The 13,980-nt window shown below is 60.9% G+C and carries 13 protein-coding genes; 11 read left to right on the top strand and 2 right to left on the bottom strand.

Features of this window, described 5'->3' with window-relative positions:
- Nucleotides 1-42 precede the first annotated feature (42 nt).
- Nucleotides 43-882, bottom strand: coding sequence for a hypothetical protein (locus tag PI86_RS09405; protein WP_039321239.1), 840 nt, complete (start codon nt 880-882; stop codon nt 43-45).
- Nucleotides 883-1,124: 242 nt separating this feature from the next.
- Here PI86_RS09405 and PI86_RS09400 point away from each other — a divergent pair, with 242 nt between their 5' ends.
- The 8 genes from PI86_RS09400 to PI86_RS09365 all read left to right on the top strand — a co-directional run bounded on the left by PI86_RS09400 (nt 1,125) and on the right by PI86_RS09365 (nt 10,057).
- Complete coding sequence (locus tag PI86_RS09400) at nt 1,125-1,919, top strand: HpcH/HpaI aldolase family protein (protein WP_039321390.1); 795 nt, start codon at nt 1,125-1,127, stop codon at nt 1,917-1,919.
- A gap of 99 nt (nt 1,920-2,018) precedes the next feature.
- Nucleotides 2,019-2,309, top strand: a complete 291-nt coding sequence (locus tag PI86_RS09395) for a DUF1330 domain-containing protein (RefSeq protein ID WP_039321237.1) — start codon at nt 2,019-2,021, stop codon at nt 2,307-2,309.
- 51 nt (nt 2,310-2,360) lie between these two features.
- The gene (locus PI86_RS09390) at nt 2,361-3,782 is read left to right on the top strand and encodes an aldehyde dehydrogenase family protein (RefSeq protein WP_039321235.1); all 1,422 of its coding nucleotides are present in this window, start codon (nt 2,361-2,363) and stop codon (nt 3,780-3,782) included.
- A 205-nt stretch (nt 3,783-3,987) separates the two neighbouring features.
- The gene (locus tag PI86_RS09385) at nt 3,988-5,190 is read left to right on the top strand and encodes a porin (protein WP_152608078.1); all 1,203 of its coding nucleotides are present in this window, start codon (nt 3,988-3,990) and stop codon (nt 5,188-5,190) included.
- A 122-nt stretch (nt 5,191-5,312) separates the two neighbouring features.
- The gene (locus PI86_RS09380) at nt 5,313-5,834 is read left to right on the top strand and encodes a VOC family protein (protein WP_039321233.1); all 522 of its coding nucleotides are present in this window, start codon (nt 5,313-5,315) and stop codon (nt 5,832-5,834) included.
- Nucleotides 5,835-5,919: 85 nt separating this feature from the next.
- Entirely contained in the window at nt 5,920-7,311 is a 1,392-nt protein-coding gene (locus tag PI86_RS09375; protein WP_039321232.1) for an MFS transporter, read from the top strand.
- A gap of 91 nt (nt 7,312-7,402) precedes the next feature.
- Nucleotides 7,403-8,425: a zinc-dependent alcohol dehydrogenase family protein gene (locus PI86_RS09370; RefSeq protein ID WP_039321231.1), complete on the top strand. Its 1,023-nt coding sequence runs from the start codon at nt 7,403-7,405 to the stop codon at nt 8,423-8,425.
- 132 nt (nt 8,426-8,557) lie between these two features.
- Nucleotides 8,558-10,057: an aldehyde dehydrogenase family protein gene (locus PI86_RS09365; protein WP_152608077.1), complete on the top strand. Its 1,500-nt coding sequence runs from the start codon at nt 8,558-8,560 to the stop codon at nt 10,055-10,057.
- 73 nt (nt 10,058-10,130) lie between these two features.
- On the opposite strand, the gene PI86_RS09360 is transcribed toward PI86_RS09365, so the two are convergent.
- On the bottom strand, nt 10,131-11,093 hold the full coding sequence (locus PI86_RS09360) for a LysR family transcriptional regulator (RefSeq protein WP_039321229.1): 963 nt from the start codon (nt 11,091-11,093) through the stop codon (nt 10,131-10,133).
- Between the two features lie 133 nt (nt 11,094-11,226).
- On the opposite strand from PI86_RS09360, the gene PI86_RS09355 reads away from it, so the two are divergent.
- From PI86_RS09355 to PI86_RS09345, 3 genes are all read left to right on the top strand, one after another.
- Complete coding sequence (locus tag PI86_RS09355) at nt 11,227-11,784, top strand: flavodoxin family protein (RefSeq protein ID WP_039321228.1); 558 nt, start codon at nt 11,227-11,229, stop codon at nt 11,782-11,784.
- A 70-nt stretch (nt 11,785-11,854) separates the two neighbouring features.
- Nucleotides 11,855-12,619, top strand: coding sequence for an SDR family NAD(P)-dependent oxidoreductase (locus PI86_RS09350; RefSeq protein ID WP_039321227.1), 765 nt, complete (start codon nt 11,855-11,857; stop codon nt 12,617-12,619).
- A gap of 102 nt (nt 12,620-12,721) precedes the next feature.
- A complete protein-coding gene (locus PI86_RS09345) occupies nt 12,722-13,759 on the top strand; it encodes a zinc-dependent alcohol dehydrogenase family protein (protein ID WP_039321384.1) in 1,038 nt (345 codons plus the stop codon).
- The last annotated feature ends 221 nt before the right edge of the window (nt 13,760-13,980 follow it).

Below are 13,980 nucleotides of genomic sequence, written 5' to 3'. Positions count from 1 at the left end.
CGATATTCCTTAGATGATTCGATTGCTTGTGAGTCTGTTCGGTCAGAACTTCGGGAGAACGATCCGGAGAAGTTCCGTCGCTTCCGTGGCGGAGATCTTGATCGGGCCCTCGTTGGCCCCGAACTCGAAGGCGGACTCCGGGCCGAATTCCCGACCGTTCAGGGACACGCGACCTTTGCTCAGGTAGAGCAGTTCCGTTGCGTCCTGCATGCCAGCCGAGAATTCGGCATTCGGCTCGATACGCACAAAACCGATTCGCATATTTCTTTCGGTAAAAGAGCCGAGCCATTTCACCGAAACGCCCGGCTCGGAATCCGTGACCCACGCGTAGTTTTCGGGGTTCATCAGGATCAAGTCCTGATAACGCGGCGGGGCGTAAACCAGCTTATTGCCGGTAATTTGCTCGTAGCATGCTTCAAACCCGTCCTGATTATGCTTCTTGTTATTCTCGTCGTAATAAGTAAATACGCCGTCCTTGAATTCGCCTTTCCGTTTCAGGACTTCGTTTGCCGCCTCGCGGCGCTCCACGCTGATATAACCGTTGCCGCTGGCGCCGCCGAACTGACAGACCACCATTTCGAGGCCTTCCGGGCGATCCTGCGGGCCGTAGTAGACGCTCTCGGGGAAATAGCCGACCCATCCTTCCGGCAGCGTCTTGTCCTTTGCATACGGGAACGTACCCTTGATCACGTACCGGATCTGGTCGAAGTTGTGGCGGTGGCGCGGCGCCTGCCAGCCACCGGAGCCGGTCCGGCCCAGGTTGAGGACGTAGTTGTTCGGGGTGTCGTCGTCCCCCGTCAACAGGATCTTCTGCGCCAGCACGCCTTCGCGCATGCTGCCTACCACTCCCGATTCAGCCTTCGCCGCTTCAGCTACTTTCACGTGTCGCTCCTTTAAATCTGCACGAGATAAAACCACATTCCTGCTGCGTAAGTGCAGTCTAGAGGGGGATCTGCGCATTGATCCAGATTAGGGGAGGGCCGGATATATCCTGAGGTTATAGCTCCACAGCACCTTCCTTGACATGGTTTTGGCTGCGGTAGATCATCAAATCGCGATTTTGGTGCTTGTATGTTTTTCCGGCATATGAGTGACAAATATTTCTTAGATAAATGGAGATTTTGATGGAGGAGAGCGAAGGGGGAGTCATCCTCAATCGTGTAAAGAATAAGCTCGCAAAAGACGAGGTTGTTCTGTCCATGACGGCCAGGCTGGTGCGAACGGCTGAGATAGCCGTCATTGCGAAAACCGCCGGATTTGACTCGATTTATATTGACCTCGAGCACAGCAGCTTCTCCGTCGAAACGACGTCTCAAATTTGCATGGCAGCGCTGGGGCAGGGGATCACGCCGTTCGTTCGGGTTCCAGCGGGCGCGACTGACGATATCACTCGCGTGCTCGATGGCGGTGCGCTCGGCGTGATCGCGCCGCACGTACAGTCGGCGGACGAAGCGGCGGCGGTGGTCCAGGCCGCCAAGTACCCTCCCACCGGAACGCGCTCGTTCACTGGCGGGCTACCGCACGTAGGCTTTAGAAGTATGCCGGCAGATCAGCTCTTTGCGGCGATGAACGACGCGACGATGGTGGTGGTCATGATCGAGACCGGGCAGGCACTCGATCAGGTAGACGCGATTGCCGCAGTCGAGGGCGTGGACATGCTGTTTGTCGGCACGAACGATTTGTGTGCGTCGCTGGGAATAACCGGGCAATTGCAGCACGAACTGATCAAGGATGCCTATCGTCGATGCCTCGATGCCTGCAGAAAGCATGGCAAGCATCTGGGCGTAGGCGGTCTCGGCGGAAATCCCGAGTTCGTTCGTGAACTGGTGGCGCTCGGCGCCCGCTACATTTCGAGCGGGACCGATCTCTCGTTTCTGTATGGTGCGGCAGCGGACAAGGCGCGTCGCCTGCGTTTCTGACCGATCCCCAATTCATTAACCCACTGATCATCGCACGGGATGTGCGAGGTCGATTTTCAACCGTTCCGTGCGAATTGCACGGTGAAAACTGGAGGAAGCATGGCAAAGGCATATTGGATTGCAGCATATCGGGCGATCAAGAACAGCGATGCGCTCGCGGCATACGGCAAACTTGCCGGCCCGGCCATTCAGGGCGGTGGTGGCCGATTCATCGCACGCGGGGTCCCGGCGCAGGTGTACGAGCAGGGCGTCGCTGAGCGCACGGTCCTCATCGAGTTCGACAGCATCGCGCAGGCGATCGCGACGCACGACAGCCCCGAGTATCAAGCTGCATTGAAGGCGCTCGCGGACGGTGCCGAGCGCGATATCCGGATCATCGAGGCGTCGTGATTCAGGGGCGCCGGTGCATGACCGGCGCCGTCAAACAGCCAAGGAGTTGAAGTGCGATCGTACGACAAGATTTATATCGACGGGCAATGGGTCGAGCCGACAGTCAGCGAGACGTGGACGCTGATCAATCCGGCGACGGAACGGCCTTTTGCGACTGTCGCATTGGGCGGGACCGAAGACGTGGAACGCGCAGTTCGAGCGGCACGAGCCGCATTCCCGTCATTCAGCGCGACGACGAAAGAAGCGCGGCTCGCGTTGCTCGCCCGTATCATCGAGCGGTTTTCTGCGCGGGAGGCTGAACTCGCTGCAGCGGTCACCGAGGAACTCGGTACCCCTGTCAGCCAGAAAATCCACACGACGGCTGCGCTTGCGTCGTTCAAGCAGGCGGTTGCGACGCTGCGCGACTACGCGTTCGAAACCCGACTCGACGGCAACCTCGTGCGCCGCGAACCGATCGGCGTATGCGCGCTCATCACCGCGTGGAACTGGCCAATCCAGTTGATTGCAACGAAGCTCGCCTATGCGCTTGCGGCCGGTTGCACGACGATCCTGAAACCCAGCGAATTCACTCCGGTGTCGGCGATCCTGCTGACCGAGATCCTGGACGAGGCCGGGGTGCCGAAGGGCGTCTTCAACCTGGTCAACGGTAACGGGCCGGTGGTCGGTAATGCACTGAGCCGTCACATGGACGTTGATCTCGTGTCGTTCACCGGCTCGACGCGCGCTGGCATCCTGGTCGCGGAGGCGGCCGCACCGTCCGTCAAGCGAGTGTGCCAGGAGCTTGGCGGCAAGTCGGCAAACATCGTTCTGGACGATGCGGATCTTCGGACAGCGGCCGAATGGAACATCACGCGTGCATTTACCAATTCGGGGCAGTCTTGTCACGCGCCGACTCGCATTCTGGTCCATGAGCGACAGCGCGATACGTTCCTCGAAATGCTGCGGGTCGAGGCCGGCAAGGTGCGTGTCGGAAATCCGCTGGACGAATCGGTGACGATGGGGCCGGTGGTGAACCGAAGCCAGTACGAACGAATTCAAAACTATATCCGGATCGGACTCGAGGAAGGCGCCACGCTGGTCACGGGTGGTCCGGGGCTTCCCGCAGGGCTCTCGAGCGGGTACTTCATCAAACCGACTGTCTTCGCCGATGTGAAGCCGGAGATGCGGATCGCCCAGGAGGAAATTTTCGGTCCGGTTCTCGTCGTCATGACCTATTCCAGTGACGATGAGGCGATCGAGATCGCGAACGGAACGGAGTATGGCCTCGGCGGATATGTGTTCAGTGCCAGCAAGGAGCGAGGGCGTGCGATCGGCTCCCGAATCCGGGCGGGACGCGTGTTTTTCAACGGTGTCGCAAGCAATCCGGCTGCTCCGATGGGGGGGTACAAGCGGTCCGGAAATGGCCGCGAGATGGGGGTATTCGGTATCGAAGAGTATCTCGAAGTCAAGGCGATGCTCGGGTTCGACGCATAACAGGCGCCGGGCTTGGGGCGCGCCAAACGGACCGCGCTTCATGATGTTACTTAGGATTGCCCCTGCCGAGGGAAGTGACTCGGCGCTACGTGAAACCAGAATCGGCAGGGCAATCAATCGAATCGAGTGGTTCAGCGGCAAATCATAAAAATAAGTCGTACTAACGTGACGTCATAAAAGGAGAGTCATGGTGAGGAGAGCAGGTATGGAGAGCAAACTGGCGATTGTCGGTATCGCCGCACTCGCGAGCGCACCCGCGTTCGCCCAAAGCAGTGTTACGCTGTACGGCATCATCGACAACGGCTTCGCCTACGCGTCCAATCAATCGACGCTCGGTTCGAATGCCGGTGGTCATTCCGTCGTGAAAATGATCACGGGCGTCGCCTACGGAAGCCGTTTCGGTCTCAAAGGTTCCGAGGATCTCGGCGGCGGGACCAAGGCCATCTTTACCCTCGAAGCCGGTTTCAATACGCTGAATGGCGCGGAAACGACCGATGGACTGATTTTCAACCGGCAGGCATTCGTCGGGATGACCAATCCGAGCTACGGTACTCTCACCGCCGGCCGACAGTACATGTCTTATTACCAGATCATGTACGGATTCGGTCCGACAGTTCCGCTTACGGGCTTTGGCGCGCATTCCGGCGACGTCGACGGTCTCGATACCGTTTACCGGACCAACAATACGATTCTTTATACGTCGCCGATGCTCTACGGATTCACCGTGAGCGGTTCGTATTCGTTCGGTGGCGTGCCGGGTAGTGTCAATCGTGGCGCGAGCTGGAGTGTGGCCGCACGCTACGACCGCGGCCCCTTCGGCGTAGGCGTCGGGGTATCGAGAATCGACAACGCGACGCTGGGCGGCGGGCCGTTTGGCGCGAGCTCGACGACCTCGAACGCGGGGGCGCAAGCCGGCGTGTCGGCCGTGACGAACGGCTATCAGACGGCGCAGGGGCAGCAACGTTTCGCCGTCGGCGCGAGCTATGCGATCACGTCGACGCTGGACATTCGAGGCACTTATACGAATGTTCAATATATCCCGGGTTCGGGTTCCGCATTCCACAACACGCAAATCTTCAACACCGGCGGTGTCGCAGTTCATTGGAAGCCCGCGACGGTGTGGGACCTGGCCGCCGGCTATAGCTATACGCGCGCCACGAAGGCGAACGGCATCTCGGACAGTGCCCGGTACCAGCAATTCACGCTTGGCGAGTTCTACGCGTTGTCGAAGAGAACGAATCTCTATGCGTTGGAGGCCTACGCTCGAGCCGGCGGAAAGACACTCGGGACGACCGGTGCCGGCAGCATTATCAATGCGACCGCGACGATCGGCGATACCTACAACGCCACGCCGTCGTCGTCTCGCAGCATGGTGGGCGTCGTTGTCGGGTTGGTGCACAAGTTCTGAACCTGTGCGAAGGACAGCTGTCGTTCGGAGTTGTGCGTGGTGATTCCGGAGCGGGCGACTGCAGCCCGCTCCGACAGAGGATGCCGGCTCGAGCCGGAGATGCAGCAGGACGGAGACAGATCATGACGATAGGGAACATAGGCCACGTTGCGATCCGGGCGATAGACCTGGACACGACAGTCGCCTTTTACCGCGATGCATTGGGGTTCGTCCCGGTACCGAGGCCGGGGAGCCTGACTTCCACGGGCGCGTGGCTCGCTGCGCCGGGCGCCCGCGAAACCGCGGTGCTGCACGTCTATGGCGGGCGAGCCGCTGCCGATGAGTGCGGGCAAGTCTCGACAGACAATGCGCGTGGAACGGTCGATCATATTGCGTTCCAGGCGGACGGACTCGGATGGTATCGGGTCCACTTCGAGCGCCTGAGCCTGACCTTCAAAGAGCAAAACCTGGATGACGGACCGATCTGGCAACTGTTCGTTCACGATCCGAACGGCATCAAGCTCGAATTGAGTTTCCGCCGTGCGACCGAGATCGATTTTCCGATCTCCATTCCGACGCAAAGGCGATATACCGCGAGCGAACGGTTCTTCGATCCGTGCGAGTACGAGCGATTCGGAGCGGCATTGACTGCGCAGACTCGTTGACCCGACAGCGTCAAATGAATTTGCCTGGCGACTGCCGGGATTTCACCGCAGTCGTTCGTTGGATATTTCAGGAGTGTTACCCATCATGATGAACCGTGTAAACGCAGGCGCGAGACTGGATCGCCTGCCGATCGGACCTTTCCACCGCCGCGTGCTCTGGCTGGTCGGCATGGGCATGTTTTTCGACTCGTTCGACAACACGTTGTCGGGCTCGGTGCTAGCCGCCATGCTGCATAGCCAGTGGTCCACACTGGAACTCAATTCGCTGTTCATGTCCGCCACGTTTCTGGGGCTGATGATCGGCGCCGCACTGTCGGGCTGGCTGAGCGACAGGTTCGGGCGGTTGTTCGCCTATCAATTCAACCTTGCCATCTTTGGCGTGATGGCGCTGGCATCTGCCTTTGCACCCTCGATGCACTGGCTCATCGTGATGCGCTTCATCATGGGCATCGGGATGGGCGCCGAGTATGTAATGGGATATGGCCTCATCATTGAGTTTGTACCGCCGCAGCAGCGAGGCCGATACCTCGGCCTGCTTGGCATCATCACTGGCGCTGGCGTGTTCATTACCTCGGTGGTCGGGATGGTCACGATTCCGACGCTCGGCTGGCGCGCAATGTTCGTGATCGGCGGGGTGGGTACGCTCTGGCTCTGGTATCTGCGCCGTCACCTGCCGGAATCGCCGCGGTGGCTCGAGCGGGTCGGGCGTGGCGCCGAGGCAGACGCGATCTTGAAACGTATCGAAGCGGAAGCCGGCGTGACGGAACCTGCTGTACAACCCGCGCGAACCAGCTCGACCGAGCCTCGCCATGTGAATGTGTCGGTGCTCTTCAGCCGCCCGGTCATTCGGCGGACGCTGGTGGCGGTTGCCGTCAACGTCATCGTACTGTTCGGCTCTTACACGATTTCGGGCTGGATGCCGACTTTCTTTGTCAAGCAGGGCATGAGCGTCACGCACTCGCTGGGCTTCAATGCCGCGATGATGGGTGGATGGGTCGCGGGGCCGCTTCTCTGTACCTTCATCGCCGACCGTCTTGGCCGCCGTTGGGGCGTCGCGCTTGCCGCGGTAATTTGCGCCGCGACGTGCGTCGTCTATCCGTTCTTGACATCGTCGGTGGCCATCATTACCTGCGGCTTCTTTCTTGTCTCGGCCGTGGCCGTGGCCCTCATCCTTGGCCTGGGCGGAACGCCGGAGCTGTTCCCGACCGAATACCGTTTCAGAGGGGCCGGGTTCGCGCAGACGGCCGGGCGTCTCGGGCTTATCGGCAGCCCCTTCGTAATCCTGTACGTGTTCGATCACTACGGGATCGGTGGGGTCATCACTGCCGTTTCTGGTTTGTACGTCCTGGTTGCGTTGATCCTCGCAGTGGCTGGCATCGAGACCAATCAACAGTCGCTGGAAGATGTCGAACCTGAAGCGGAGCTTTCGGCGCAAGATCCGCTTGCACATCCGCCGCGGGCACATAGCAAGATTTAAGTCGTCGTTCGTTGAACCGAAGTCGAGGCTGTGTGGGTCTGGACGAACATGCAGCCTTCTAAATATCAGAGCACTGGAGAGGGTCGTCATTATGCGTGGCATCGTATTTCGCGGAGATTGCAAGGTCGAGTTGATGGAAGTGCCGGACCCGACGCCGGGCCCGGGCGAGGTCGTGATTGAAGTCAAGGCATCCGGCATGTGCGGTAGCGACCTGCATTTCTATCGACGCCCGAGCAACGTAGTGGCTACACCTGTGATCGGCGGCCATGAACCCTGCGGCGTGGTGGTTGCCGTAGGGCCGGGCGTCATTCACCCGTATGCGCGCATCGGGACGCGCGTGATGGTCCATCACTACCGCGGCTGTGGCGGTTGCGAAGACTGTCGTTCGGGCTGGCCGCAAATGTGCCAGGACGTACCCGTGACGGTGTACGGCACGGACGCCCATGGCGGTCACGCACCCTACATGAAGGTGCCTGCCGATACGCTGGTCCCGCTGCACGACCAGCTGAGCTTTGCCGCCGGCGCCGCCATTTCCTGCGGGACGGGCACGGCGTGGGGCGCGTTCGAACGCATGGGAATCACGGGCCGCGACACCGTCGCCATTTTCGGGCAGGGCCCGGTCGGCCTGTCCGCAACGCTCCTGGCTAAGGCGCAGGGCGCGGAAGTCATCGCGCTTGATATCGACGAGAGTCGTCGGAACAAGGCGAAGGAATTCGGCGCCGATCACGTCGTCAATCCTCTTGATGGAAACGTACCGGATGCCATTCGTGAACTCACTCGTGGCAAAGGCGCGAGCATGGCACTCGAGACGGCCGGCGCTGCCGCGGCTGGCGAGGCAGCGCTCAATGCCGTGCGTCCGTGGGGAACGGTTTGTCTTGTCGGCATCGGCGCGGAGGTCAGTATCTCGGTTGCCAAAATGTTGCGTCGTCAACTTCGCATCATGACTTCGTGGACGATGTCGATCCAGGCGCAACAGGCTTGCGCGCAGTTTGTCGTCGAGCGGGGCATCGACCTCGACGCGCTCTTCACGAATCAGTGGACGCTCGACGAAGCGGAAGCCGCGTACGAATCATTCAATCGCCAAAGTGGCGGCAAGGGTGTGTTTGTCATTTAGTTTCGCGGTGCGGATTTTCCGGACCATCTCCATATCGATGATCGTATTGGCCGCTCATCGATCGTGCTGCATGACCATTCACTCCCAAATGGCCAATTCGGCAAGACAGTCAGCAAGCAGAGGAATATGCGTATGAGTCAGCAACCCGAAGTCATCGAACCGAGCGCGGCAACCCGGCGTTTCCTGTCGAGGGAGCGCCACGGACTCTGGATTGACGGACAGGCCGTTCCCGCGGCGTCCGGCCAGACGATTGAAACCCGGGATCCTTCGACGGGCCAGGTGCTGGGGCATCTCGCAGACGGTGGCGATGTCGACGTCGATCGGGCGGTCCGGGCGGCGCGTGCAGCGTTCGAAGGCCCGTGGAGCCGATGGACGACGTATGAGCGGCAGGCGTTCCTGTATCGCGCGCACGAGGCCATGGAACGCAATTTCGATGAGCTGGCTGAAATCGAGTCCATCGACATGGGGGCGCCCATTTCGCGCACCCGCGCGACGAAGGCGTCGATTCTGAAGATGATCCTGTTTTTTGCGGCACAGGCCGGCAACATCACGGGCGAAACCTTGCAGAACGGGTTGCCGGGGGAAGTGGCCACGATGTCGATCAAGGCGCCGGTCGGTGTAATCGGCGGCATCATCCCGTGGAACGGCCCACTCGGCAGCCAGTGGTGGCTCGTCGGAGCCGTGCTGGCTAGTGGGTGCACGGTGGTCCTGAAGCCGGCAGAAGACGCATCGCTGAGCGTGCTGCGTGCGGTCGAGTTGCTGCATGAAATCGGTCTTCCCCCGGGCGTCATCAACGTGGTGACCGGGCTGGGACATGTCGCAGGCGCGGCGTTGGCCAGACATCCCGACGTCGATCGTATCGCGTTCACCGGATCGACGGAGACGGGACGCAAGATCATCGAAGCGTCGGCCGTCAACATCAAGAAACTGCAGCTCGAACTCGGGGGGAAGTCGCCCGACATCATCTTTGCCGACGCCGATCTGGACAAGGCAGTGCCGGGTGCTGCGATGGGCGTATTCAACAACTCCGGGCAGATCTGCTTCGCGGGAACGCGCGTGTTCGTGCAACGCCAGATCGTCAAGGAGTTCTGCGCGCGTGTCGCTGATTTCGCGAGGTCGGTTCGGGTCGGTCACAGCCTCGATGCCGGTGCGCAACTTGGCCCGTTGATCTCGGAGCGGCAGCTCGAGCGCGTCATGTCGTACGTGAGGGTGGGGGCGGAGGAGGGGGCCGAGCTGGTGTGTGGCGGGGAGCGCCTCGGGGGGGCGTTCGCCGACGGCTATTTCGTCACGCCGACGGTGTTTGCGAATGTCGACAACAGGATGAGGATCGCGCAGGAGGAGATTTTCGGGCCGGTATTGTCGGTCATCCCTTTCGATACGATCGAAGAGGCGATCCGGCTCGGCAACGACACTCAGTACGGACTGGGTGGCGCGGTCTGGACGAGGGACATCTCCACTGCGCTGAGAGTCGTGAAAGGCATCCACACTGGCGTCATGTGGGTGAACTGCTATGGGCTGATCGACCCGCTGGTGGGATTTGGCGGGACGAAATTCAGCGGATATGGCGCGAAAGGCGGTCGCGCGCATCTCGACACGTATCTGTATTCGAAGTGCGTGTATATCAATACCTGAGTGCCGCGATCCAGTTGTGGTGATCACCCGTGCACCGTGTAGAAGAGTGACGGGTGGTACGCCGGTCGTTCGATCAAGCCTGAAATTCGGCCATCGTCGCGATCGGAACGTGGAGGGCTTCGTCATGCGCGAACGCGTCGAGCAGGTGATCGACCGTGACGCGCACGCGCGGCGCCAGCAGCGCGCGATGCGGGTACTGCAGCACCATCTCGTAGGTGCCCGGATGATGGCAGTCGGTCAACACGGTCTTCAACTCGCCGGCGCGTAGATGGGCCCATGCGTGGTGAATGCCGACTTGTGCGATGCCAAGCCCCTCCAGCGCCGCCTGTGCTGCGGCTTCTGGAGCCGACACCGTGACGACGGGGGCGAAAACGGCGAACTCTGCCAGTGTTCCGTCCGTCTGTCGAAACATCCACGGAGAAAGTCGCCCCGCAAGAAAGCGGCGTCCGATGAGCCGATGGCGGCTCAGCTCCTGAACGGTGCGCGGCGTTCCGGCCTCCGCGAGGTAAGCCGGCGATGCCACAATAGCCATGTTCAGTTGGCACACCGACCGGGAAACCAGCGACGAGTCCGCGATCTGTCCCCCGCGTATCGCCAGATCATATCCATCCTGGACCAGATCGATGCGCCGGTCGTCAAAGTCGACCTCGACACGTAGATCGCGATACTGCGCCAGCAGAGCCGGCAGCGCCGGCAGAACCTGGTTACGCCCGAATGCGGCACTTGTCGAGATACGTACACGGCCGCTTGGCGCTACACGCTGTCCCGAAACCGAACCCACGGCTGCATCAAGGGCATCGAGCGCGTCCAGGGCAATCTGCGCCTGCTCGAGAAACGCACCGCCCTCCGAGGTGAGCTTGAGCGACCGCGTTGTCCGGTTGACGAGGCGCACGCCGAGCGCTTGCTCGAGACTTGCCACGTTCTTGCTGACTGCGGCCGAAGAGATGCCGAGATTCCGTGCTGCAGCAGAAAAACTGCCGCTATGTGCCGCTTGCACAAAGGAGAGTATCGCGCGTACGCGTTGCGAGGAGTCCATGGGCGCCAGTCTAACGGTGTCGTGTCCCGCCGATTATCAACCTCACGTTGGAGATCGTTCAACCCGGACCCGCGTTCTCGCGAGGCATCGCTGTCGCGATAATGCCCGGTATTGATTAATCGAAAGGATTGTGATGTTGATTTCCATCGTGTACGACAGCGGCTATGGTCATACGGCAAAACAGGCTCAAGCGATCGCCAAGGGCGCCCGGGAAGTCCACGGCGCGGAAGTGCAGCTGTTCGCGGTAGCGGACGGCCCGGTTCAATGGGACGTGCTGGAGGCCAGCGACGCGATCATCTTCGGTTCGCCGACCTATAACGGGCTCGTCAGCGCCCGATTCAAGCAGTTCATGGAAGACTCGACGCGTACCGCGTGGGTCCCGCAAAAATGGCGGGACAAGATTGCCGCAGGGTTCACCAACTCCGGCGCCATCCATGGTGACAAGCTGAACTCGCTCGTTTCGATGGCGCTGTTTGCCGCGCAGCACGGGATGATCTGGGTGGGCCTCGATCTGTTCCCTGGGAAATCGGATGACGAGCAGAACCGGATCGGCGGCTGGTTGGGTGCAATGGCCTATTCCAAGGACGAATCCCCGGAACTCTCGCCGATCGAAAGCGACCTCAAGACGGCGGCCCATCTCGGCAAGCGCGTCGCGGAACTCACCCGTCAGTTTCGGAACGGGCGTGACTAATCCGTAGTCGACCGGGAGCGCGAGACGGTAACGCTCGTGCCCCGGTCGATGGACGGAAGGGAATGCACCAGTGGCACGGATCTTCATCACCGGTAGCACTGACGGACTTGGGTGCGCAGCGGCGGCGACCCTGATTGACGAAGGGCATCAGGTGCTGCTGCACGCGCGTTCGCAGGCACGCGCATCTGCTGTGAGCGATCTTGCCGGGCACGCGATGGGCGTGATCGTCGGCGACCTCGCGAGCCGCGTCGAGACACGACGAATCGCCGATCGGGTCAATGCGATAGGACGCATGGATGCGGTGATTCACAATGCCGGCGCATATCTGTCCGGGCGGAACACGACAGTCGACGGACACGCCGGAACACTCGCCGTCAATGTCGTCGCACCGTACCTTTTGACCGCGCTGATCGAACGTCCTTCAAGACTGATATACCTCAGCAGCAGCATGCACCGGGGCGTCCGCGGCGACCTCGACGACATCGACTGGCTTCAGCGCCGATGGAATTCGGAGCGCGCGTATTCGGAAAGCAAGTTGTATTTGACGGCGCTGACGCTGGCGGCTGCACGCCATTGGCCCGATGTCCTGACACATGCAGTGGATCCCGGATGGGTGCCGACTCGAATGGGCGGCGCCGGCGCGCCGGACGATCTCGCGTTGGGACACCTCACGCAGACCTGGCTGGCAGCCAGTGACGATCCCGCGGTGATGGCGAGTGGCGGCTATTGGCATCATCGAAAGAGGCAAGAGCCTGCTGCCGAGGCTGCGGATGTCCAGTTCCAGGATGACCTGATGGACGCGCTCGCAGAGTTGACTGGCGTCGCGCTCTTTTGAAGCAGTTGATTTGCAGAAAGGCGCGCACGCGGCGTGCCGCGGGATATTGAAGCCGCAGTCTCACAAGCAATCTTGTTCTCGTCCGAGACGAAGGAGATCACCATGCGAGCAACGATTCTGTACGGCGCGGGCGATGTGCGCGTCGAGAAAGTACCCGACTCCACCATCGTCGAGCCCACCGATGCGATCATCCGTGTCACTCGCGCGTGTATTTGCGGCAGCGACTTGTGGCCTTACCGCGGCGAAGATTCGATCGCCGAGCGGGGGCAACGTATGGGCCACGAAGCGATCGGCGTAGTCGAGGCGATCGGAAAGGACGTGCGGACGCTCAGACGCGGCGACGTGGTGGTCATGCCATTCGCATTTTCCGACGGCACGTGCACTTTTTGCCACGAGAATCTCCACACTGCGTGTGTTCACGGCAGTTTCTTCGGTTGGGGAAACAACGAAGGCGCCCAGTCCGAAGCACTGAGAATCCCGTTTGCAGATGGCACGCTTGCGGTGTTGCCCGTTGCTGAGGACGATGCGTTGATGCCCTCGCTGCTCACGCTGTCGGACGTGATGGGCACCGGGCACCATGCTGCTCTCACGGCTCGGGTCGAGCCCGGCAAGACAGCCGCGGTGATCGGCGACGGCGCGGTCGGGCTGTGCGGCGTGATTGCGGCCAAGCGTCTGGGCGCCGAACGCATCATCCTGCTCGGGCGCCACCCGGGCCGCATCGAACTGGCACGGGAGTTTGGGGCGACCGACGTCGTTTCCGAAAGAGGCGAGGAGGCGATCGAGAAAGTCCGATCGTTGACCGGGGGATTCGGGGCTCATGCAATCCTCGAATGTGTCGGTACGGACCAGGCGATGATTACGGCCATCGGAATCGCACGGCCGGGCGGCGCGATCGGGAGAGTAGGGGTGCCGCATTACGAGGCTATGCCGGGTTCGCAGCAGGCCTTCTTCGGAAACGTAACCGTTGGCGGCGGACCGGCTCCGGTGCGGGCATACATTGCTGACCTGCTGCCGGACGTACTCGAAGGACGCATCCAGCCAGGGCGCGTGTTCGACCGAACGGTGGATCTGGACGGCGTACCGGACGGTTATCGCGCAATGGACAACCGCGAAGCGGTCAAGGTCATGGTCAAGCCGTGAGGGGATAGCCACGACCGCGATGTGGACTGCGGGTCCGCCGTCCATGGCGCGCCACACCGACAACACCGCATGGAATGAGCGATCTGGTCAGATAGAAGTTCATTGCGTCGTTCGAGGCTCAATGTGGCGGATCTTTTGAACGCGGTTGGAATGCTGCTCCTTCCTAAATTAGGTATGCATATTTGTAGCGGTGATTTTCTTATCCGAAGTATCTCGATACT

The organism is Burkholderia sp. A9, from assembly GCF_000801975.1.
This window is presented reverse-complemented; position numbering and strand designations above follow the sequence as displayed.

Coding starts and splice junctions, on each gene's coding strand:
- PI86_RS09400 (WP_039321390.1), top strand. CDS start 1,125: ATGGAGGAGAGCGAAGGGGGAGTCATCCTCAATCGTGTAAAGAATAAG.
- PI86_RS09395 (WP_039321237.1), top strand. CDS start 2,019: ATGGCAAAGGCATATTGGATTGCAGCATATCGGGCGATCAAGAACAGC.
- PI86_RS09385 (WP_152608078.1), top strand. CDS start 3,988: ATGGAGAGCAAACTGGCGATTGTCGGTATCGCCGCACTCGCGAGCGCA.
- PI86_RS09380 (WP_039321233.1), top strand. CDS start 5,313: ATGACGATAGGGAACATAGGCCACGTTGCGATCCGGGCGATAGACCTG.
- PI86_RS09375 (WP_039321232.1), top strand. CDS start 5,920: ATGATGAACCGTGTAAACGCAGGCGCGAGACTGGATCGCCTGCCGATC.
- PI86_RS09370 (WP_039321231.1), top strand. CDS start 7,403: ATGCGTGGCATCGTATTTCGCGGAGATTGCAAGGTCGAGTTGATGGAA.
- PI86_RS09365 (WP_152608077.1), top strand. CDS start 8,558: ATGAGTCAGCAACCCGAAGTCATCGAACCGAGCGCGGCAACCCGGCGT.
- PI86_RS09360 (WP_039321229.1), bottom strand. CDS start 11,093: ATGGACTCCTCGCAACGCGTACGCGCGATACTCTCCTTTGTGCAAGCG.
- PI86_RS09355 (WP_039321228.1), top strand. CDS start 11,227: ATGTTGATTTCCATCGTGTACGACAGCGGCTATGGTCATACGGCAAAA.
- PI86_RS09345 (WP_039321384.1), top strand. CDS start 12,722: ATGCGAGCAACGATTCTGTACGGCGCGGGCGATGTGCGCGTCGAGAAA.